Source organism: Flavobacteriales bacterium (assembly GCA_016712535.1).
Classification (GTDB): Bacteria; Bacteroidota; Bacteroidia; order Flavobacteriales_F; family PHOS-HE28; genus PHOS-HE28.
Genome location: JADJQW010000003.1, coordinates 710,340 through 730,814 on the forward strand (window position 1 = coordinate 710,340; position 20,475 = coordinate 730,814).

At 60.9% G+C, this 20,475-nt stretch carries 14 protein-coding genes; 9 read left to right on the plus strand and 5 right to left on the minus strand.

The window, feature by feature from the left end:
• Positions 1–42 precede the first annotated feature (42 nt).
• From IPK70_13335 to IPK70_13350, 4 genes are all read left to right on the plus strand, one after another.
• Complete coding sequence (locus IPK70_13335; protein ID MBK8228141.1) at positions 43–726, plus strand: T9SS type A sorting domain-containing protein; 684 nt, start codon at positions 43–45, stop codon at positions 724–726.
• Between the two features lie 55 nt (positions 727–781).
• Complete coding sequence (locus tag IPK70_13340) at positions 782–1,714, plus strand: ribonuclease Z (protein ID MBK8228142.1); 933 nt, start codon at positions 782–784, stop codon at positions 1,712–1,714.
• Positions 1,715–1,848: 134 nt separating this feature from the next.
• Entirely contained in the window at positions 1,849–2,478 is a 630-nt protein-coding gene (locus tag IPK70_13345; protein ID MBK8228143.1) for a response regulator transcription factor, read from the plus strand.
• Positions 2,479–2,502: 24 nt separating this feature from the next.
• Complete coding sequence (locus tag IPK70_13350; protein ID MBK8228144.1) at positions 2,503–3,372, plus strand: hypothetical protein; 870 nt, start codon at positions 2,503–2,505, stop codon at positions 3,370–3,372.
• On the opposite strand, the gene IPK70_13355 is transcribed toward IPK70_13350, so the two are convergent.
• Positions 3,332–5,683 carry a patatin-like phospholipase family protein gene (locus IPK70_13355; GenBank protein ID MBK8228145.1) on the minus strand — a complete coding sequence of 784 codons (2,352 nt, stop codon included), beginning with the start codon at positions 5,681–5,683 and terminating at the stop codon, positions 3,332–3,334. The two genes, IPK70_13350 and IPK70_13355, sit on opposite strands and share 41 nt — an antisense overlap.
• A 153-nt stretch (positions 5,684–5,836) precedes the next feature.
• On the opposite strand from IPK70_13355, the gene IPK70_13360 reads away from it, so the two are divergent.
• Positions 5,837–6,400: an aminodeoxychorismate/anthranilate synthase component II gene (locus IPK70_13360; protein MBK8228146.1), complete on the plus strand. Its 564-nt coding sequence runs from the start codon at positions 5,837–5,839 to the stop codon at positions 6,398–6,400.
• A 7-nt stretch (positions 6,401–6,407) separates the two neighbouring features.
• On the opposite strand, the gene IPK70_13365 is transcribed toward IPK70_13360, so the two are convergent.
• Positions 6,408–7,187: an SOS response-associated peptidase gene (locus tag IPK70_13365; GenBank protein ID MBK8228147.1), complete on the minus strand. Its 780-nt coding sequence runs from the start codon at positions 7,185–7,187 to the stop codon at positions 6,408–6,410.
• A gap of 263 nt (positions 7,188–7,450) precedes the next feature.
• On the opposite strand from IPK70_13365, the gene IPK70_13370 reads away from it, so the two are divergent.
• From IPK70_13370 to IPK70_13385, 4 genes are all read left to right on the plus strand, one after another.
• Entirely contained in the window at positions 7,451–8,941 is a 1,491-nt protein-coding gene (locus tag IPK70_13370; protein MBK8228148.1) for an aryl-sulfate sulfotransferase, read from the plus strand.
• Positions 8,941–11,205 carry a CotH kinase family protein gene (locus tag IPK70_13375; GenBank protein ID MBK8228149.1) on the plus strand — a complete coding sequence of 755 codons (2,265 nt, stop codon included), beginning with the start codon at positions 8,941–8,943 and terminating at the stop codon, positions 11,203–11,205. Before IPK70_13370 ends, IPK70_13375 begins: the two co-directional genes overlap by 1 nt.
• Positions 11,202–12,416: a T9SS type A sorting domain-containing protein gene (locus IPK70_13380; protein ID MBK8228150.1), complete on the plus strand. Its 1,215-nt coding sequence runs from the start codon at positions 11,202–11,204 to the stop codon at positions 12,414–12,416. The genes IPK70_13375 and IPK70_13380 overlap by 4 nt, the downstream gene beginning before the upstream one ends.
• A 230-nt stretch (positions 12,417–12,646) precedes the next feature.
• Entirely contained in the window at positions 12,647–14,926 is a 2,280-nt protein-coding gene (locus IPK70_13385) for an AAA family ATPase (GenBank protein MBK8228151.1), read from the plus strand.
• 344 nt (positions 14,927–15,270) lie between these two features.
• On the opposite strand, the gene IPK70_13390 is transcribed toward IPK70_13385, so the two are convergent.
• From IPK70_13390 to IPK70_13400, 3 genes are read right to left on the minus strand one after another with little or no spacing between them, the layout of a single operon-like run.
• Entirely contained in the window at positions 15,271–16,926 is a 1,656-nt protein-coding gene (locus IPK70_13390; protein MBK8228152.1) for a T9SS type A sorting domain-containing protein, read from the minus strand.
• Positions 16,923–18,608: a hypothetical protein gene (locus IPK70_13395; GenBank protein MBK8228153.1), complete on the minus strand. Its 1,686-nt coding sequence runs from the start codon at positions 18,606–18,608 to the stop codon at positions 16,923–16,925. The genes IPK70_13390 and IPK70_13395 overlap by 4 nt, the downstream gene beginning before the upstream one ends.
• On the minus strand, positions 18,605–20,446 hold the full coding sequence (locus IPK70_13400) for a hypothetical protein (GenBank protein MBK8228154.1): 1,842 nt from the start codon (positions 20,444–20,446) through the stop codon (positions 18,605–18,607). The genes IPK70_13395 and IPK70_13400 overlap by 4 nt, the downstream gene beginning before the upstream one ends.
• Positions 20,447–20,475: the final 29 nt, after the last annotated feature.

A 20,475-nucleotide genomic window follows, 5' to 3' on the forward strand; every position in this document is an offset into this window, starting at 1 on the left:
CTAAGCGCTTCGGCGCTCGCCCAGCCGTGTACGCCCAATCCGTTGTACGCTGATAGCGTCTATGGCGTATGGCCTGATACCACGGAGAACTTCGTCGATGGCATGGTGGATATACCATATAGCCAGGATTTGAATCTGATCGTCCCGGTCAATGCACAGGACATCGATCCGACCTTCCCTGCGGTTACGATTGATAGCATCGCATTCGATGGCGTGACGGGACTGCCTGCCGGGCTCACCGTCGGCTGTGCCTCTCAAACACCTGCACCGTGCACTTATCTGCCATCGGTTCTCGGGTGCGGGGTCATCCAAGGGACTCCCACCGAAGCCGGTGATTTCCCGCTCACCTTGCAAGTAACCGGGTACTTCACCCTTTTCGGTTCTGCTGTTCCTTACCCGATTGATTTCACGGGGTACAGGATCATCATTGCCCCGAACAACGTGGGAGTGGCCGATATCGGCATGGCCACGGTCAGCGGGGTTCATAATGCCCCAAATCCCTTCAGCGCCCGAACGAACATCGAATTCAGCTTGGACCGCTCGGCTGAAGTCAAGGTGCGGGTGTTCACCCTGCTAGGAGAAGAGCTATGGGGCTATCGAACCCAAGGCAAAGCCGGCCTGAATCGAATCCCTTATGAGTCGGGCACCCTGCAGGAAGGAGTATATCTGTACAAGGTGGAGAGCGGTCGGAGCAGCTTCACCGGCCGGATGATGGTGAGCCGATGAGCCGCTTCAACAGCTGACAACTTGAGAAGGCCCCCGTGGGGCCTTCTTGCTTTCCATGGCACATCGCCAATTTGACCTGATCACCTTAGGCACGGGTGCCGCACTGCCGGCCCGTGGGCGATTCCCGACAGCCCAGTTGCTCATCGTGCATGGTGAGCACTACTTGATTGATTGCGGCGAAGGGACCCAGGAGCGCCTGCGAACAGCGGGAGCGCCTTTCAACCGGATCGGACACATCTTCATCAGTCACCTGCATGGCGATCATTACCTCGGCCTCATGGGCCTGATCAGCAGCATGCACCTCATGGGCCGAACCCGCGAACTGCATGTGCATGGCCCGAATCCGCTGAAGGAGATCATCGATGTGCAGTTGCGCGCTTCACAGACCTATTTGCGCTATCCGCTCGCCTTCCATCCGCTTGAACCCAGCAGCGGGTCCTTGGCTTGGGCCGATTCGCATGTGGTCGTGACCTTGTTGGCGCTTCGGCACAGAATCCCGTGCACAGGATTCGTATTCACCGAAACCCCGGCCCTTCGCTCCTTGATCGAATCCAAGGTGCCTCTCGTTCCGCCGTTCATGCGCAACCGAATCAAAGCCGGAGAGGACCTCGCCATGGATGATGGGACGGTGATTCCCAACCATTCGCTGACTAATCCACCAGCGCCTTCCCGGCGTTATGCCTATTGCTCCGATACAGCGTATGCGCCGGAGCTCATCCCCTTCCTCGCAGGCGTCGACCTGCTCTACCACGAGGCCACCTTCACCCGGCAATTGGCCAAACGCGCCAAGGAAACCATGCACAGCACCGCCGCAGATGCCGCCACCATGGCGCGCGATGCCGGTGCGCACGCCTTATTGCTCGGTCACTTCAGCTCTCGGTACAAGAGCAGCGTTGAACTGTTGAATGAGGCGGTCTCAATCTACCCGGGGGCACGTATCAGCGAAGATGGTGCACGTTACAGCGTGCCTGAACGCAACGTGAACTAACACGTGTGCATATCGCAGGACGGGTGCATTGGGAGCGGGGGGTACATTCGCAACCAATCTGGAATGATTCCAAAGAACGGATGAGAAGGGTGAAGTTGCTTCTTGCGGATCATGGTGAATTGGCCTTGATAGGGATGCGAGGCTTATTCGAGGCGGCCGAGGATGTGGAGTTGGTGGGCTCGGCGCGGGATCCTATTGCGCTGAAAGCGCTGCTTGTGCGGCACCGGCCGGATGTGACCTTGATCGATCACACTTCCGAGGGTTTCGCGGCTCGCGATATCCGGGAGGGGATCAAGCGCTCCCCGCGGACCCGGTTCGTGGCGATCACCCCGGAGCCAACGCCGGTCGTGCTCATGAACGCCGTGAAGGCCGGCGCCACAAGCTATGTGAAGAAGGATTGCGACCTTCAGGAGATACGCGATGCCTTGAGATGCACCGCCATGGGCCAGCGCTTCTTCTGCGGAAAGGTGCTGGATGCCTTGCGCAGAGCCGGGCACGATGTGGATCGGTTCGTTGCCGAGCCCTTGTCATGCGCACCGGTGACGTTGAGCAACCGGGAATGCGAGATCATCGGCCTCATCGCTGAAGGGAAATCCTATACGCGCATCGCAGACCAATTGAACCTCAGCGCCCATACCGTGGTCACCCACCGGAAGAACATCATGCAGAAGCTGGGCGTGAACAGCACAGCGGCCCTGGTGCTCTACGCGGTGAAGAATGGCATGGCCAGCCCCAACCACTTCCTATTCAACGAAGGGGCTTGATGCGGGGAGGCCGAACTTTGCCGCATGTCACTGCTCATCGCTGAGATCGGAGGCAGTTCGAGCCGCTGGGCGCTTGTTGATGGCCAGGCACCAGTTTCGATGCTGCCATTGGCTGGCGAGTCGATGCCCGGCTTCAATCCCTTGAGCGGCGATGCTGAGCGCTTCGGAACAGGCGTTCGCGATTACCTCACCCAGAGGCTGCCATCGGCCCTTGCCGCGCGGCAGGTGCTTGCTTACGGTGCGGGCTGCGGCTCTGCGGAACGAGCGGCCATCATGCAAGCGGCATTGCGCCAGATTTGGCCATCGGCCGAGATCATCGTGCATACGGATCTGGAAGGAGCGGCACGGGGGCTCTGGGGTAGCGGACAGGGTTTGGTGCTGGTGCTGGGAACCGGATCGAGCGTGGGTTGGTGGGATGGTGCGCATCTGCACCAATCCCTGCCTTCCTTGGGCTTTGTGCTAGGTGACGAAGGCAGCGGCGCAGACATCGGGAAGACGATGCTCCAGGATGCCTTTTACCGACGGATGCCGGAGGATCTGCGCGTTCAGCTCTTCGGCCTCCATGGGCCTGTCTTGGCGGACGTGCTGGATGCCGTTCACCGTTCTCCATTCCCGTCGCGTGCGCTGGCTTCTTACGCGGGGCGATTGGCTCCTTATACCGATGAACCCTATGTCCGGGAACTCATCACCGCGCGCTTCCATGCCTTCATCGAGGCCTTCAAGCCCTTTCATTCCTATGAACAGACCCAAGCGGTGAAGGCTACTGGATCGGTGGCCTGGGGCTTCCATGAGATCCTATCAGCCTGCCTGTTGGAGCATGGAATGGAACTGCTCGGCGTGGAGCGCGATCCGCTCAGCGGGCTGGTGCGCTGGCACCTTCAGCAATCGGGCTAGCCGTACCCAAGAGCTCGGACAATCGCGCGAACGCCAAGCGGTTCCCAGGTCCGTGCACTGATCGCAGCACTCGCTCCCGTTCAACCCTCGTAAGATGCCAACTGAGTGAGATGCGCTCGGATCGATCGTGCCAAAGCTGCACATCGACCACCTCCATTGGCGCAGCCCCTGTGGGGTCGAATAGGCGCAGCATGAGGTCGTAGTCCTGGTCCTGTGCTCGCACGAAGTTGTCGTACACGCTTCCGATCGGGTCGAGTACCCGGCCTATCAGAGAGCCGCTGCTCGGGTGCACCTCCAGTTGCTTCTGAGTGTCGCGCAGTTGCAGCACCACGACACCACTTGTGTTCGCTGCGATCCAGTCCCGGAAGGTTGCGAGCCAAGCCAGGGTTACCCTGTATCCATAATTGTCCCGCACCCCTGCGTCCATCACGCGCATGGGTGGCTGGCTGGGCAAAGTGGTGATCGGTGTGATGTACGGGAAGCTGGCGCTCATGCGCAGTGCGCTGGATAGCTTGAGGCTGTCCGGGCTGTGATCGGCGAATAGGCGGCGGAATTCAATGGCCTCAGCCTGGCTTTGAAGATGGACCGATGCACTCGGGGTGATGGACGTGAGGTACGAGGCATTCTGCGCCGCGATCACCAATCGGCGCCCGTCGTTGATGCTGGTCGGGCTCACCACGAGCATTGGGGCGAGGGCTTCCCGTTCGGCCGCTGCCATTTCACCCAAACGCACGTCGAGCAGGCCACGCGTGTTCGCATTCAATCGCCTTTCGAACGCTGCGGCGCGGTCGAGCGTGTACCGGCGATCGCCATCGCGGACGCTGCGGTACCGGATGAACATGTCGTTGGTGACGAAGCTGAAGGCCACCGGGTTGAGCACGTCACCGCTGATCTCATCGAGCACGGCATGACTGAAGCGATCCTTGGTGCCTTGATCCCGGTCGCGCTGCTGGATCTGGCGGAAGTAAGCCGCACCAATGATCCCGCCAGAAGAGCCGGTCATCAATGCAGTGCGTTCCATCAACGTTCCATCCAGCATGCTATCGGCCACCTGCAGCCCGCGATAGGTCCATAGCATGCTTCGCAGCCCCCCCCCGCTGGTGTTGATGATCACCATCTTGGGCTTGCCGCTGGCATCGGCGAAGCGCAGGTTGTTCGCCTTCCATCGCTCGAGCGTGGCCAGCATGGCTCGGGCATCGCGTGCGGCAACAGCCGTGTCGTTGGCCATGACCGTGATGGTATTGCGATCATAGGTGGCGGGCGGCTGCTCATAGTCGAGCCCATAGGCATGGGTGTCATACATGAAGCGTTCCGTGCGCTGGCTCACGAGGTTCAGGCCCACCACAGCCAGCAGGATCACAGCCCCGGTCCAGCCGTGCAGCCAACTGAAGAGCGCGCTCACGAGCATGAGCACGACCGTGAACAGGAGGAAGGCGCTTGCCCCAGCAGGGATGGCGAAGAGCGCAACGTTGTTGAATGCGCCGAGCAGGATGAAAGTGAGCACCAGGACCACCTCGAAGATGGACCCGTTGATGTGGTTCTGCCAGAGAACATCACGCAGCAGCTCCTGATCGTAGTGCGCGCTGCTTCGGGCCAGCATGATGCGCAGGCGGGGAGTGAGGTAGGTTTCAACGCGCCATTTCTCCGTGCGCTGCTGGCGACGCAGCCAGCGCATGGCCTTGCGCCGCTCATGAGGCCGCTTGGGCGGGGCTTCGTGCTGCGGCCCCAAAATGTCCATGAGCGGCTCTTCCGGCCGGTACTCCTCGGCCGACTTCCCGGACAGCTTCACGATGTCGGTGTTCGTGCGCGTGAAGTAGAGCAGCGCGATGCCCAAGAAGACGAGGACGCCCACGAGCAATCCCAGCAGGTGCAAGGCCACACGCGGCATCGGGACCAATTCCTGAGTGTACTGGAAGCGCGCTGCGCACCAGAGGTAGGTGAGTATGAACAGTGCCGGGATGAAGGCGTTGTTCACGTTGAACTTGAGGAAGGGCCTGGCGATGGTGGCGATGAAGGGGAAGCGGTACCCATGCATCGCGTAGCTGTACAGGTTGAAAGCGGTGATGAATCCGCCCAAAGCGAAGCCGGTGATCAGGTGCGAGAAGAAATCGACACGGCCGAAGTACTCCGGGAAAAGGAAGAGGTAGGGCACGCCGTACTTCACCCCAAGGCTCTCCGTCACATAGGCGAACAGCACCAGCCACGCCAGGAGCAGCAAGTGGTTCTTCTTCAGGTGCAGCAGCAGCAGCTGGAAGGGGAAGAAATAGATAGCCCGGCGCCACCAAATGCGTACGGGAAGGCGGGCGGTCATGCTTTGAAGGGCTTTCGGTCAATGATACGAGGCGGGCCGGGGCGGTGTTGTGCCGTTCGCGGCTATCCGTCAACGGTTATCGGTGGACTGGACCAGCGCTATGGAGCAGCTTCTGGCATAGGTTGGCGCCTTCAATCCCCAGGCAATCGGCACGTGCGTATCCTGCTCCTCGATAACTACGATTCCTTCACCTGGAACCTGCACCACCTGCTCGCGGTGCATGCGCAGGTGGATGTGGTGCGGAATGACGCCATCAGCATCAGTGAGGCTTCGCGCTACGAGAGGATCGTGATTTCCCCAGGGCCAGGCCTCCCATCGGAAGCGGGGATCACCATGCCGCTGATGCAAGCTCTGATGCCCTCGCACCCCATCCTCGGCGTATGCCTGGGCATGCAAGCCTTGGTGGAAGCCTGCGGCGGCCGATTGATGAATCAGGCACGGGTCATGCACGGAGCCGCGGTCCCGTGCAACGTTGAGGGACCGGTCGATCCTCTCTTCCGTGGAGTGCCATCGCCCTTCGAAGCCGGCCTTTATCATAGTTGGGCGGCCGACGAATCATGCATGCCGGCTGAATTGCAGGTGACCGCTCGCAGTGCTGAGGGCATCGTGATGGCCCTGCGCCACGCGCGATTCCGGGTGTGCGGAGTGCAGTTCCATCCGGAGAGCGTGCTCACCCCTGATGGTCCCCGCATCATCGCGAACTGGCTGGCTGAATAAGACGGCTTCAGGCCAACGGGTCAGCGAGGATCAGATCTGGATAAACGAATGCCTCGCTTGCGACCGGGGAATTCCCCATTCCTTCTTTGCCGAGCAAGGGGCGCACGCTGTAGGCGGCCATGGCTTGGGTGGGGTAAGGCTTGATCAACCGCAAGATGGATTCCTCATCTGCTCGGTTCTGGACCGGGGCCAGCCACTGTGCCTCTTCTTCCTCAGTGAGGATCACAGGCATCCGCGGACCCTCGAGCTTCGGATTGTTGTGTATGCGCTTGAGCAGATCATTGCCCTTGCAAGTCACTATGCTGAAGGTGAGCATGGGGGCGCCGCCGCTGGGGTCCTTCCAACTATCCCAGAGCGCAGCCAGTGCGAAATGCGGCCTGTCCTTCAGGTGGATGAAGAAGGGGTAGGCCTTCTTGCCGAAATGATGATGCTCATAGAAGCCTTCGACATGCACGATGGCACGCCGCCCTTTTGCCGAATCCCTGAATGCAGGCTTCTCGAAGATGCTCTCGCCGCGTGCGTTGAGCGTCTGGTTCCAGATTGCTCGCTGCTGGTCCGAATCCTTCACCCAAGCGGGCACCAGGCCCCAAAACGCCAACTGCGGGTCATGCGGCTTGGCATCGGTGTAAAGCACCATGCGCGGGTGCGCGAAGGCATTCGCGTAGTGAAGGTCCAGCTCGGGGAAGGGGTTCAGCAGTCGGGTGAGCTTATCGGCCGCTTCCTTGTTCCCACGGCTTTTCGCGATCCGAAGGCTCATCTCCGTGCGCGCTTTCACTCCGTAGCACATGGCAGATTCTCCGCTGCTTGGTGGCAGGCGGTGCCCAAGTGTACGCCGGCGTCAACCATCGAGCCTGTGTGAAGCCATCGGCCGGTCGTATCCTTCGTCCATTGATTTCGGTCGTTCATCGAAACCCATTCATCGGCGATGGGCTAGGGTTAAACCAACAGGGCACGGCGGCATCGGAGCGAATGTCACTTTTGTGTGAAGCCTGCATGAAAACGGCGTTCCCTTTCGGCGGTCTCCATCCCCAAACCCTCCTCACCTAGCTCATGCTCCGGAATTCAATCCTAGCCATTGGTATCGGCTTTGCCACCACGGCTTCAGCCCAGTTCGATGGCTTCGCGCTGTACAACCTCAGCAACGCGACAACCGCACGTCTGATCAACGCCAACCAGCAGATCGCCTACACGTGGACCTGTCCCACGAATTACAGTTATGCCATGGCCTTGAAGCCGAACGGCAATCTGGTGCGCAGCGCGGTGAATACCGGGAATCAGATCAGCACGGCGGCGGTGAGCGGCCGCGTGCAGGAGCTGAATCCGCAAGGGCAGGTGGTTTGGGATTTCATCTATTCCACCGCCGATCACGTCACGCATCACGACCTCTGCCTGATGCCCAATGGCAATGTGCTGCTGTTGGCCTATGTGAAGAAAACGGTAGCCGAGCTGCAGGCATTGGGCTATACCGGCGCATCGGCCAAGTACCCTGGCCGCATCATCGAGATCCAGCCCACGGGAAGCACGGCTCAGGTGGTGTGGCAATGGGAGATGCTTGATCGCTTCATCCAATATGTGGACGCGACCAAGCCCAACTATATGCCCATTGCGGAGAACCCGCACCGTATGAACATCAACGTAACGGTCTCCGGCGGGGCTGGGCCTGGTGGCATCGATTGGTTCCACGAGAACGGCATCGATTACAACGAGGATCTCGATCAGATCGTCTTCAGCGCGCGCTACCTCAGTGAGATCTTCATCATCGACCACAGCACAACAACCGCCGAGGCGGCCGGCCATACCGGAGGCAATGGGGGGCGCGGAGGTGATTTCCTGTTCCGCTGGGGCAAACCGGCGAACTATGGGGTCGCGGGCACGCAGCGCATCACAGCGGCCGTGCATGACCCCAGATGGGTGGTGGGCGGCACCATGGATGGCTGGATCTCCTTTTTCAACAATAGCGGGGGCAGCGGGAATTCGTCCGTAGTGGATGCCATAAACCCGGCGATGGACGGCTACAACTACCCTTGGACACCGGGTACCGTATGGGGGCCGGCCACTTACGGTTTCCGCCATCAGTGCCTGGCCAATGCCAGCGGTCAGAGCGCCCAGCAGCTCATGCCCAACGGCAATGTCTTTTGCGCGGTATCGCAGCAGTACATGTACGAGGTGAACAGCTCCAATCAATTGGTATGGCAGTACAATGCAGGGCCGCAGAAGGGTTTCCGATACACCTGTGACCATCCAGGCATCATCGCCTTGCTGAACGATCCGTGCGGGATCACGACTGAAGTGCTCACGGAAGAGGAGGCTGAGTCCTTCAATATCTTCCCCAACCCGGCGAACCAGCAGGTGAACCTGGCTGGTGTGGACATGGAGACCTTGCGATCGTATGTTGTCCTTGACGCGAGCGGCCGCAACGTGAGGCGGCAGCTTCCGGACTGGACCATCGATGTGAGCTCCCTGCCCAGCGGTGTTTATACCATTGTGCTCGAACACGGCACTGGCGACCGGCAAACGAGGAAGCTGGTGGTGGCGCATTGATGCGAGGCAGGATCCTTCTATTGGCCGTGGCTATCGGGGCCGTGCTTCAGGCGCGTCCGCAGTCCGATCTATTCGACGCGGGCGTTGTACATGAGATCCGCATGACCTTCGTCGAAGCGGATTGGCGATCGCAGTTGGAGGACCTCTACACGCAGGGCGAGAATGGCAGGCTCACCGGCCAGGTCTCCATCGACGGCACGGTGCTGCAAGGTTGCGGGGTCCGGTTCAAGGGCTACAGTTCCTATAGCTCAGGCCGCATGAAGAACCCGTTCAACATCGACCTGAACCACACCATAGGCGGCCAGGATTACCAGGGCCAGAAGAAGATCAAGCTCAGCAACGTGTTCCAGGACCCCTCGTTCCTGCGCGAAGTGCTCACCTATGAGATCGCTCGCGACTACATGCCCGCTTCCCGGGCCAGCTACGCCAACGTTTTCGTGAACGACACGCTGCAAGGCCTCTATGTGCTGACGGAGGATGTGTCGAACGATTTCCTCAAGGCCCATTTCGGGGAGGATAACGGTGCCTTCGTCAAAGGCAACCCGCCCACGGTGGACCTCACGGGCGACAATTGCAACCTGAGCGACGCCCCCGGACCAGACAGTGCCGGGTACTATTCGCTCTATGAGATGCAGAGCGCGCACGGCTGGGGCCACTTGCTTGAGCTGATCGATGCGCTGAATGCGAATCCGCAGCGGATCGATACCGTGCTGAATGTGGATCGCGCCCTATGGATGCATGCACTCAACTACGCGCTCATCAATTTCGACAGCTACGTGGGCTACGCGCAGAACTACTACCTCTACCGCGACACCGACGGCCTATGGAACACCATCCCGTGGGACATGAACATGAGTTTCGGTGCATTCCGGCTCTCTGATGCGAGCACCTATTGGAACGGATTCAGCGTGACGCAGGCGGCGAGCATCGATCCGCTGAGCCATTTCAACGGCGTGAGCGTTTCAGAGCGGCCGCTGATGCGAAGCCTGTTCGAGGATCCCATGCACCGACGGATGTACCTCGCGCACATCCGCGCCATCATCGAGGAACATTTCGTGGACGGAGGCATCTATCAGCTCGCCGAGCAGCTGCGCACCCTCATCGGACCTCATGTGCAGGCCGATACGAACAAGTTCTACAGCTACCAAGGCTTCCTCGACAACCTGGCCGACCCGGTGAGCTTCACCATCGCGTATCCGGGCATCGCATCGCTCATGACCAGCCGCAATGCCTACCTGCAGACGGTGCCTGGATACACGGGCCAGCCTGCGATCGGCTGGCCTCAGAGCGCGCCCGTGGATATCAGCGTTGGTGAGGCGGTCACCATCACCAGTGCGATCTCGGGTGCGGACAGCGCCATCATCGCTTACCGCTTCGCTGAGCGCGGGAGCTTCGAACGCATCGCGATGCTCGACGATGGCGCGCATGGCGATGGGGCCGCGGGCGATGGCGTCTATGGGGCGGCCTTCCTCGCCGAGTCGAACCTGATCGAGTACTACATCTATGCGGAGAATGCAACGGCCGGTGAATTCTCTCCGCGCGGCGCTGCCTACAAGACGCACCGCATCTTCACGCGGCTCGCTCCCGGCGACTTGGTGATCAATGAGGTGATGGCCGATAACCGGACGCAGCCCGATGCGTCCGGGAGCACCGGCGATTGGATCGAGCTGTTCAACGCAAGTGATGCGGTGATCACGACCAACGGCCTTTGCCTCAGTGATGATCCCGCTGACGTGCAGAAGTGGTACATGCCCGCATTCACGCTTGCGCCCGGCGAGTACCTCATCATCTGGGCCGATGACCGCGAATGGGTGGACGACTACCACGCGAGCTTCAAGCTCGATGCGGAAGGGGAGAGCCTCACTTTGGCTTACGATGCGGATCACATCATGGATCAGGTGGGCTACGGAGCCCAATACCCGATATACAGCTGGGCCCGTTCACCCAATGCGACCGGCGGCTTCACTCGCATGCCCCCGACCTTCAAGGCCTACAACCAGCCAACTGTCGGTCTCGATCCTGATGCCTCCTTTCAGCTCTGGCCGAACCCCGGCAGCACCGATGTCTTCGCGTTCATCGATCGCGACGGCGACTTCGTGGTGGAGGTGTTCCGTTCCGATGGCCGACGCGTGGCCGGGCCGGCTGCACTTGCCAGCCGCCAATTGATCGAACTGCGCACCTTTGCCCTGGCTGCCGGGCACTACACACTGCGAGCCACCTTCGACGATGCCGCGTTGAGCAAACCATTCCTCATCATCCCATGAAGCACCTTTCCTCACTGATTGCACTGGCTGCAACCGTTAGCCTCCACGCGCAGACCTTCAACACCTGGGGCACCGGCCAAGGGCTTCCCAATGCCGATGTGCGCGACGTTGCCGTTGCTCCGGACGGGAAGATCTGGGTCGCCACGGCCTCTGGCATCGCCTCCTTCGACGGCACCACGTTCAACACGTACAGTGTCGGTTCGCACCCCACCTTCCTGAATGATGACACTTATGCCATCGAGGTCCTTGACAACGGCGACGTGTGGGTTGGCACCGATTTCGGCTTGAGTGTTCTGCAGGGCAGCACCTTCACCAACTACACGACGGCCAATGGCCTTAGCGACAACGAGATCAAGAACATCAAACAGGCGCCCAATGGCGATGTTTGGCTGGCCACGATCAACGGCGCCACGCGGTTCAGCGCAAGCACCTTCACGGCATTCGGCTCACCGAGCATCCCATTCGGCGGCACTACGCACGTGGCGTTCGCCAGCAATGGCGATGTGCTGTTGAGCGGAGGCTTAGGCGGGGTGCTGGTGTACAATGGCACTGCATTCACGGCGATCACCACCACCCAAGGCTTGCTCAGCAACCGCATCCGCAGCATCGCGGTGAGCAATGCGCAGGAGAAATGGGTTGGCACTGCCGATGGCATCTCGGTGCTCAGTGCCGCCAACACGCACATCGTTGACCACGAGGCCTTCTTCGTGCTGCCGCCGCCCGACGAGTTGAATCCGGTAACCGATATGCTCATCGACAATGCAGGTCGGGTGTGGGCGGCGGTGTACGTGGACTACCTCGTGACTGAAGGAGGCGTCAGCGTTTACGCCGACAATGCCTGGTCTCAGTACGAGGAAGACGACGGGCTTGCAGGCCCGAACGTGCGCCGTCTCGCCATGGATGCGCAAGGCGATATCTGGGTGGCCACCAGCACTGGCCTCACGGAGATCAGCGGCATCGGAATCGGAATTGAAGAGCATGAGGCGGGGTCCTTCCGGGTGTTCCCCAATCCAGCAGGCGCCTTCATCGAGGTCATGCTTAACACGTCCACGGGAAGTACCGTGATCGATGTGCTGGATGCCAGCGGCCGTTCGGTGCTTTCGGATCGCGCCACTGGGCACCGGTTCCGCTTGGATGTGGCGTCGCTGCGAGCCGGGCTCTATGCGATGCGGATCGGCGGCGAGGTGGTTCGTTTCATGGTGGAGCGTTGAAAAGTCGGTGATGATCTGAAGCTCTGCTCTAACGGCGGCGCTCCTATTTTCTACCCGTGCCGGATGACGGTTTTCCCGTCAGTGAAAGCCGGAGCCGTTCTGTTCACCCTTAACCGATGCCCGTTGAAGCAGCAGTCACGCCGAGCGCTTCCTTCCCTTCGCTCACCGCACTCGATTCCTCAGAGGCGAACTTGCGCCCGATGACTGGGGGAGTCTTCGAGGAAACCGAGATGGCCGCGTTGGCCGCACGCTTCGTCAACAGCACCAACCGCCACGTCTTCCTCACCGGCAAGGCTGGCACCGGGAAGACCACCTTCCTGCACCAACTCGCCGCCAGCACGCATAAGCGCTATGTGATCCTGGCGCCTACGGGCATCGCGGCGCTCAACGCGAAGGGTGTCACCATCCATTCGCAATTCCTGCTGCCCTTCGGGGCCTTCCTTCCAGAGAAGCAGCGGCCGCACGACATCCCCGAGGGCGCCTTCCACGACCAGGACACGCTCACGCGGAGGCATCCGCTCAACGCCATCCGCCGCAATGTGCTGCGCGAAGTGGACCTGCTCATCATCGACGAGGTGAGCATGCTTCGCGCAGACCTGCTCGATGCCATCGACTTCCGTATGCGCGCCGTGCGGCAGAATCGATACCAGAGCTTCGGTGGCGCTCAGGTGCTGCTCATCGGCGACCTCTTCCAGCTGCCGCCCGTCGTGAAGGACCATGAATTGCGCGTGATGCAGCGCTACTACGCGAGCATGCACTTCTTCGAGAGCCGCGTGATCAAGGAGCACGGTTACGCGCACATCGAATTGGACAGGATCTTCCGCCAGCAGGATGGCAACTTCATCCATATCCTCAACAATCTGCGCAACAACACCGTCACGCAAGAGGATGTCAAAGAGCTGAACAGGCACTACAAGCCCGAGATCAGCAAGGAGGAAAGGGACGGCGTCATCACCCTGACCACCCACAATCACAAGGCGGATGAGCTGAACCAGCGCGCACTCTCCCAATTGCCCGGCATATCGCACGCGTTCGTGGCCGAGGTGGAAGGCGATTTCCCGCAGAGCATGCACCCGGTGCTCGAGCGCATCGAGCTGAAGGTGGGCGCGCAGGTCATGTTCGTGAAGAACGACATGGAGAAGGCGTACTTCAACGGCAAGCTTGCCAAGGTGGAAGTGTTGGAGAAGGATGGCGTCACGGTTCGCATGGATACGGGCGAACCCTATAAGCTGAAGCGCGAAACCTGGGAGAATAAGCGCTATGTGGTGAATGCCGCCACGAAGGAGCAACAGGAGGAAGTCCTCGGCACCTTCGAGCAGTATCCGGTCAAGCTGGCTTGGGCCATCACGGTGCATAAGAGCCAGGGCCTCACCTTCAGCAAGGCCATCATCGATGTAGGTCATGCCTTCGCGCCTGGGCAGGTCTATGTGGCGCTCTCTCGGCTGCGCTCCTTGGATGGATTGATCCTGCGCACGCTTATCGACCCCAGCGTGGTGAGCAGCGACAAGGACGTGGTGGCCTTCACGAACCGGGGCTTTGGGCAGGAGCCGCTTCCGCAGCAACTGAAGGCCAGCCAGCGTGACTACCTGAAGCAGCTGCTTGCAGGCACCTTCGACTTCGGCGACATGCTGCGCAAGGTGGACTACACGCAGAAGGATCATCCCGAAACCGCCCAGTTCGAGGACGAGAGCATGAAGACCGCCTTGAAGGTCTTCCAAGAGAAGCTGCGCAGCGAGGAGGAGAACACGCAGAAGTTCCGCAGCCAGTTGATCAGGCTGCTGCACGAAGACAAGCGTGAGGAATTGCTGGTGCGCATCGAGAAGGGCGGCGCCTACTACGGCGAGCTGCTGCATGCGCAGATGAAGGCGCTCTTCCAGCATATGGCGCAAGCAGAGATGCTGAGCCGCACCAAGGAGTACACCAATGCGCTGAAGGAGATCGACGGCATGCTGATGAAGAAGGTGGCCACCATCGCCAAGGTGGGCTACCTCACAACGTGCATCCTAAATGGTGTGGAGGTGAGGCGGCAGAAGGACATCGAGCAGGGTCTGGCTGCGAAGCGCGCGGCGATGGTCGGAGAGGCACGTGCATGGGCCGAGGCGCACAAGCCGAAGGCCAGCGGGAAATCCGGACGTAAACGCGGTCGCCGCAACGCTGAGGATTCTGCGGATGGCACCGGCAGGAGCGGGTCACCGCCCCGCGCAGCAGGGGCCACCTACGCCACAACCTACGCCCTGCACAAGGAAGGCCTCACGCTGGAGGAGATCGCTGCCAAGCGCAGCATGGCCAAGAGCACCATCGAAGGCCATTTCGCGCGGGGCATCGCTGAGGGCGAAGTGGACATCGCCGAGCTGATGCTGGAGAGCGAGCGCGAGGCCATCGCCAACTGGATGCGCGAGAACCCGAAAGAGGGCTTGAACGGTGCGGCGGGTCATTTCCAAGGGCGATTCGGCTATGGCCAATTGAGGATGGTGCAGGCTTGGGTGAAACTGGAGGAGCAGATCAGGTAGCCGGGGTTGCGAAGCGGCTTCTGACCTGTTGTTCCCCGCCCTATCCTCCGGATCGAGAAAGCAGGGTCGGTTGGCTGCTGGTGTTGGGTCTCACTCGTGATCGATGATGCCGTTCTGGATGTTCATCGGTGGCATCGTTACAAGCACCCCTCAAGGGCCATGAATCGCCCAGTGACCGATTGAGGATAGGATCTACGGCGCCCCATTGGTGATACCGATGCGTTAAGGTGATCCTGTTGGGCCGCGGTTCATCTCCTGAGCAGCTGACCATGGTGCATTAAGCTCAGGAGCAGAAGGGGCCGTCTCTTGCGAGACGGCCCCTTCATTCAGATGGTATGCAGTGATCAGCGTTGTAGCACCACGCGCTCGGTCCAGCTGTTTCCGGCTCCGGTCACGTGCAGCACATAGATGCCGGTGCCAAGGCTCGCGGGCAGCTCAAGCACCCCATTCACTGATCCTTCCTGAGCGGCGCGTGTGGTCGATAGCACACGGTTGCCCAGCATGTCGTACAGGTCGAAGGTGAATGCCGCATCCGTGGCTGTGAAGCCATCGATGCTCATGTTGAGAAGCTCTCCGCGGTTCGGATTTGGCCACACGGTCATGCGGGTCTCCTGCATGCTCTGGTTCCCAACGCTTTCAGAACCAATGGTCACCAGCTCACCTGTGCTGTTATCAATGGTCACTTGGCAGACGTCGCCGTATGGGCACCAGCTCAGGCCATCATTCTTGGAGATGCGCACGCGCACCTCGTAAGTCGTGCCATTCAAGAGAGCGTTCGCGCCTGTCCAATTGAGCTTGGTCCAGTGCGTGGTCGAGGTCTTCAGGAATTGGATGCCCTCAGATGGCACGCGGAACTCGAATTGATAGAGGTCGGCACCTGGGCGGGCGAATGCCCAGATCTTCTGGCTTGACGGTGCTTGGCGAGTAACACCGCAGGAATACTCCGGATGACCGGGAATGTTCACCAGCTGAGTGGGGGGGCACTCTGCCAGTTGCACATCGAGGCGGAACCGGCATGTGGGTCCGAATTCCGAGTAGGTGCCAAGGACGCGGCTGCGAGCACGGACGTTATAAAGCACGCCTTCCTCAAGCTGATTGCCGATCCAGCCATTAACCACGAACCGTGAGGCCCGGATGGAGCTGGCGGGCAAGCTGTTGGCGGTGTTGTGGCTTTGATACCGGCGGAAGCTGAATCCACCATTGGGATCGAACCACCACATCTGGTAGCCGGTATTGCTGCGCTCCGGGCTACCTGCAGGGAATGCATTCCAAACGGCGGTCACGGCCGCTTCAGGATTCAAATTGATCAACTCACCCGAAGTCCACCATTCCCTGTCGCAGGAAGTGACACTGAGGGTCGAAGATCCGATCGGCAAGCAGAAGCCCTCGCCGTTCGCGATGGTGCTCACCTCGGTGAAGCCGTTTCCGTTGTCACGGTTGTCGATCAGGCGTTCACCGGTGAGGAGGCTGAGCACATATCCACCCGAGCTCATGCCATCGCCTGCGCTATCGAACACGCGCAGCTCATAGCATCCGGTGTTGAGGCAGCATTGCTCGCCAATGAAGGCGTCGTTCGACCCGGTGTAAGGCCCTCCGGAGCAAACGGCGGTCTCGGTGCCCTGAAGGACGATATCCCATTCGGTCTCACCTCCGTTCGCATCCGTTTCAATCACCAGGTTCACCGGGTAGTCGCAGCCTCCGACTGGGGTGCCCTGGCAAACGCAGCTGGCATTCAACACATCGTTCTCGGTACCGATGTTCCCATCATCGCATGTCGAGCCAATTTGGCCGGGCACAGTGGCGCAATTGTCGTTCGCGTCGCAAACGCCATCGCTGTCAGTGTCCTGGAAGGTGCCGGCGCAGTTGCAGTTGGCATCCCACAGGTCGTTGATGGTGCAGTCGTTGTTGTCGTTGCACGCGGTTCCGGGCTGGGCAGGGCCGCCGGGGTTGCCTTCGCAGTCATCATCGAGCAGGGTGCCCGCGCAGATGCAGTTGGTCACCACGTCGTTGACGGTGTTCGCGTTGCCGTCATCGCAGGGTCGCCGTTCACCAGGACGGGCAGCAGCGGGCAGGCATCATTCGCGTCGCAAACGCCATCGCTGTCGGTGTCCTGGAAGGTGCCTGCGCAGCCGCAGTTGGCGGTCACCACATCGTTGATCGTGCAGGCATCACCGTCATTGCAGCTCTGGCCAGGCACCACGTTGGCCTGGGTCGGGCAGGGGTCATTGGCGTCGCATGTGCCGTCGCTATCGGTATCCTGGAAGGTGCCGGCGCAACCGCAATTGGCGGTCACCACATCGTTGATCGTGCAAGCATCGCCGTCGTTGCAGCTCTGGCCGGGCACCACGTTGGCCTGGGTCGGGCACGGATCGCTGGCATCGCACACACCGTCGCTATCGGTGTCCTGGAAGGTGCCTGCGCAGTTGCAGTTGGCATCCCACAGGTCGTTGATGGTGCAGTCGTTGTTGTCGTTGCACGCGGTTCCGGGCTGGGCAGGGCCGCCGGGGTTGCCTTCGCAGTCATCATCGAGCAGGGTGCCCGCGCAGATGCAGTTGGTCACCACGTCGTTGACGGTGTTCGCGTTGCCGTCATCGCAGGGGTCGCCGTTCACCAGGACGGGCAGCAGCGGGCAGGCATCATTCGCGTCGCAAACGCCATCGCTGTCGGTGTCCTGGAAGGTGCCTGCGCAGCCGCAGTTGGCGGTCACCACATCGTTGATCGTGCAGGCATCACCGTCATTGCAGCTCTGGCCAGGCACCACGTTGGCCTGGGTCGGGCAGGGGTCATTGGCGTCGCATGTGCCGTCGCTATCGGTATCCTGGAAGGTGCCGGCGCAACCGCAGTTGGCGGTCACCACATCGTTGATCGTGCAAGCATCACCGTCGTTGCAGCTCTGGCCGGGCACCACGTTGGCCTGGGTCGGGCAAGGGTCATTGGCGTCGCAGGTGCCGTCGCTATCGGTGTCCTGGAAGGTGCCTGCGCAGTTGCAGTTGGCATCCCACAGGTCGTTGATGGTGCAGTCGTTGTTGTCGTTGCACGCGGTTCCGGGCTGGGCAGGGCCGCCGGGGTTGCCTTCGCAGTCATCATCGAGCAGGGTGCCCGCGCAGATGCAGTTGGTCACCACGTCGTTGACGGTGTTCGCGTTGCCGTCATCGCAGGGGTCGCCGTTAACCAGGACGGGCAGCAGCGGGCAGGCGTCATTCGCGTCGCACACGCCATCGCTGTCGGTGTCCTGGAAGGTGCCTGCGCAGCCGCAGTTGGCGGTCACCACATCGTTGATCGTGCAGGCATCACCGTCATTGCAGCTCTGGCCAGGCACCACGTTGGCCTGGGTCGGGCAGGGGTCATTGGCGTCGCATGTGCCGTCGCTATCGGTATCCTGGAAGGTGCCGGCGCAACCGCAATTGGCGGTCACCACATCGTTGATCGTGCAAGCATCGCCGTCGTTGCAGCTCTGGCCGGGCACCACGTTGGCCTGGGTCGGGCACGGATCGCTGGCATCGCACACACCGTCGCTATCGGTGTCTTGGAAGGTGCCTGCGCAGTTGCAGTTGGCATCCCACAGGTCGTTGATGGTGCAGTCGTTGTTGTCGTTGCACGCGGTTCCGGGCTGGGCAGGGCCGCCGGGGTTGCCTTCGCAGTCATCATCGAGCAGGGTGCCCGCGCAGATGCAGTTGGTCACCACGTCGTTGACGGTGTTCGCGTTGCCGTCATCGCAGGGTCGCCGTTCACCAGGACGGGCAGCAGCGGGCAGGCATCATTCGCGTCGCAAACGCCATCGCTGTCGGTGTCCTGGAAGGTGCCTGCGCAGCCGCAGTTGGCGGTCACCACATCGTTGATCGTGCAGGCATCACCGTCATTGCAGCTCTGGCCAGGCACCACGTTGGCCTGGGTCGGGCAGGGGTCATTGGCGTCGCATGTGCCGTCGCTATCGGTATCCTGGAAGGTGCCGGCGCAACCGCAATTGGCGGTCACCACATCGTTGATCGTGCAAGCATCGCCGTCGTTGCAGCTCTGGCCGGGCACCACGTTGGCCTGGGTCGGGCACGGATCGCTGGCATCGCACACACCGTCGCTATCGGTATCCTGGAAGGTACCGGCGCAACCGCAGTTGGCGGTCACCACATCGTTGACCGTGCAGGCATCACCGTCGTTGCAGCTCTGGCCGGGCACCACGTTGGCCTGGGTCGGGCACGGATCGCTGGCATCGCACACACCGTCGCTATCGGTATCCTCGAAGGTACCGGCGCAACCGCAGTTGGCGGTCACCACATCGTTGATCGTGCAGGCATCACCGTCGTTGCAGCTCTGGCCAGGCACCACGTTGGCCTGGGTCGGGCAAGGGTCATTGGCGTCGCATGTGCCGTCGCTATCGGTATCCTGGAAGGTGCCGGCGCAACCGCAGTTGGCGGTCACCACATCGTTGATCGTGCAGGCATCACCGTCGTTGCAGCTCTGGCCGGGCACCACGTTGGCCTGGGTCGGGCACGGATCGCTGGCATCGCACACACCGTCGCTATCGGTATCCTGGAAGGTACCGGCGCAACCGCAGTTGGCGGTCACCACATCGTTGATCGTGCAGGCATCACCGTCGTTGCAGCTCTGGCCAGGCACCACGTTGGCCTGGGTCGGGCAAGGGTCATTGGCGTCGCATGTGCCGTCGCTATCAGTGTCCTGGAAGGTACCGGCGCAACCGCAGTTGGCGGTCACCACATCGTTGATCGTGCAGGCATCACCGTCGTTGCAGCTTTGGCCGGGCACCACGTTGGCCTGGGTCGGGCACGGGTCGTTCGCATCGCACACGCCATCACTGTCCGTGTCCTGGAAAGTTCCAGCGCAACCGCAATTCGGAGCGGTCCCTGTGTACACATCATTGACTGTGCAGGCGTTATTGTCATTGCAAGGCGTGCCGGGCAAAGCAGTGCCTCCGATAACCCCGAGGCAATCAGGCGCGCAATTCCCGCGCAGTGCAGTCGTCGGTTCAATAGCGCCTGTCTTTGGAACACCGTTGAGGGAGATGTAGAAGTTCCTGTTGTTGGCAGCGGTATAGCTGTCGTTCACTATTTGGAACTCCGTGCAACCCGTGTTGTTGTTCACATTGATGCGGTGCACGGTGACCCAAGCCCCATTCGTGAGGGTAGCACCGCAACCGCCGTTGTCCTCATCATCCAGCGGTACCAAGGATACCGCGTTGTACGTGCGGTAGTTGAACCCGCCGCTGTTGACCTGTGTAGTGGGTGCTATCGGAAAGGCTGGGCCTGGGCACCAAGGCGAGGTTCCGGCGGTCAGTGTTGCTGGAGAGGTACCGACCCAGCGAACGGTGAATGTCAACGAGGAGAGTAACTGGCCGAAATCGGCGCCGTTGGCCCGAAGGCGGACGTCAAGTTGATTGGCCGCTGGCCCCTCTACCAAGTCGATGTCTACATTGGATGGGAGTTGGGCGAAGCTCGGTGCAGCGTAGAGGAAAAAGGCGGCACAAGCTCCCATCAGCTGCCTGAGGGCGTTACGTTTCCGGTTCATCGTTGCCATTGGTTTTGGTTAGGGCACTG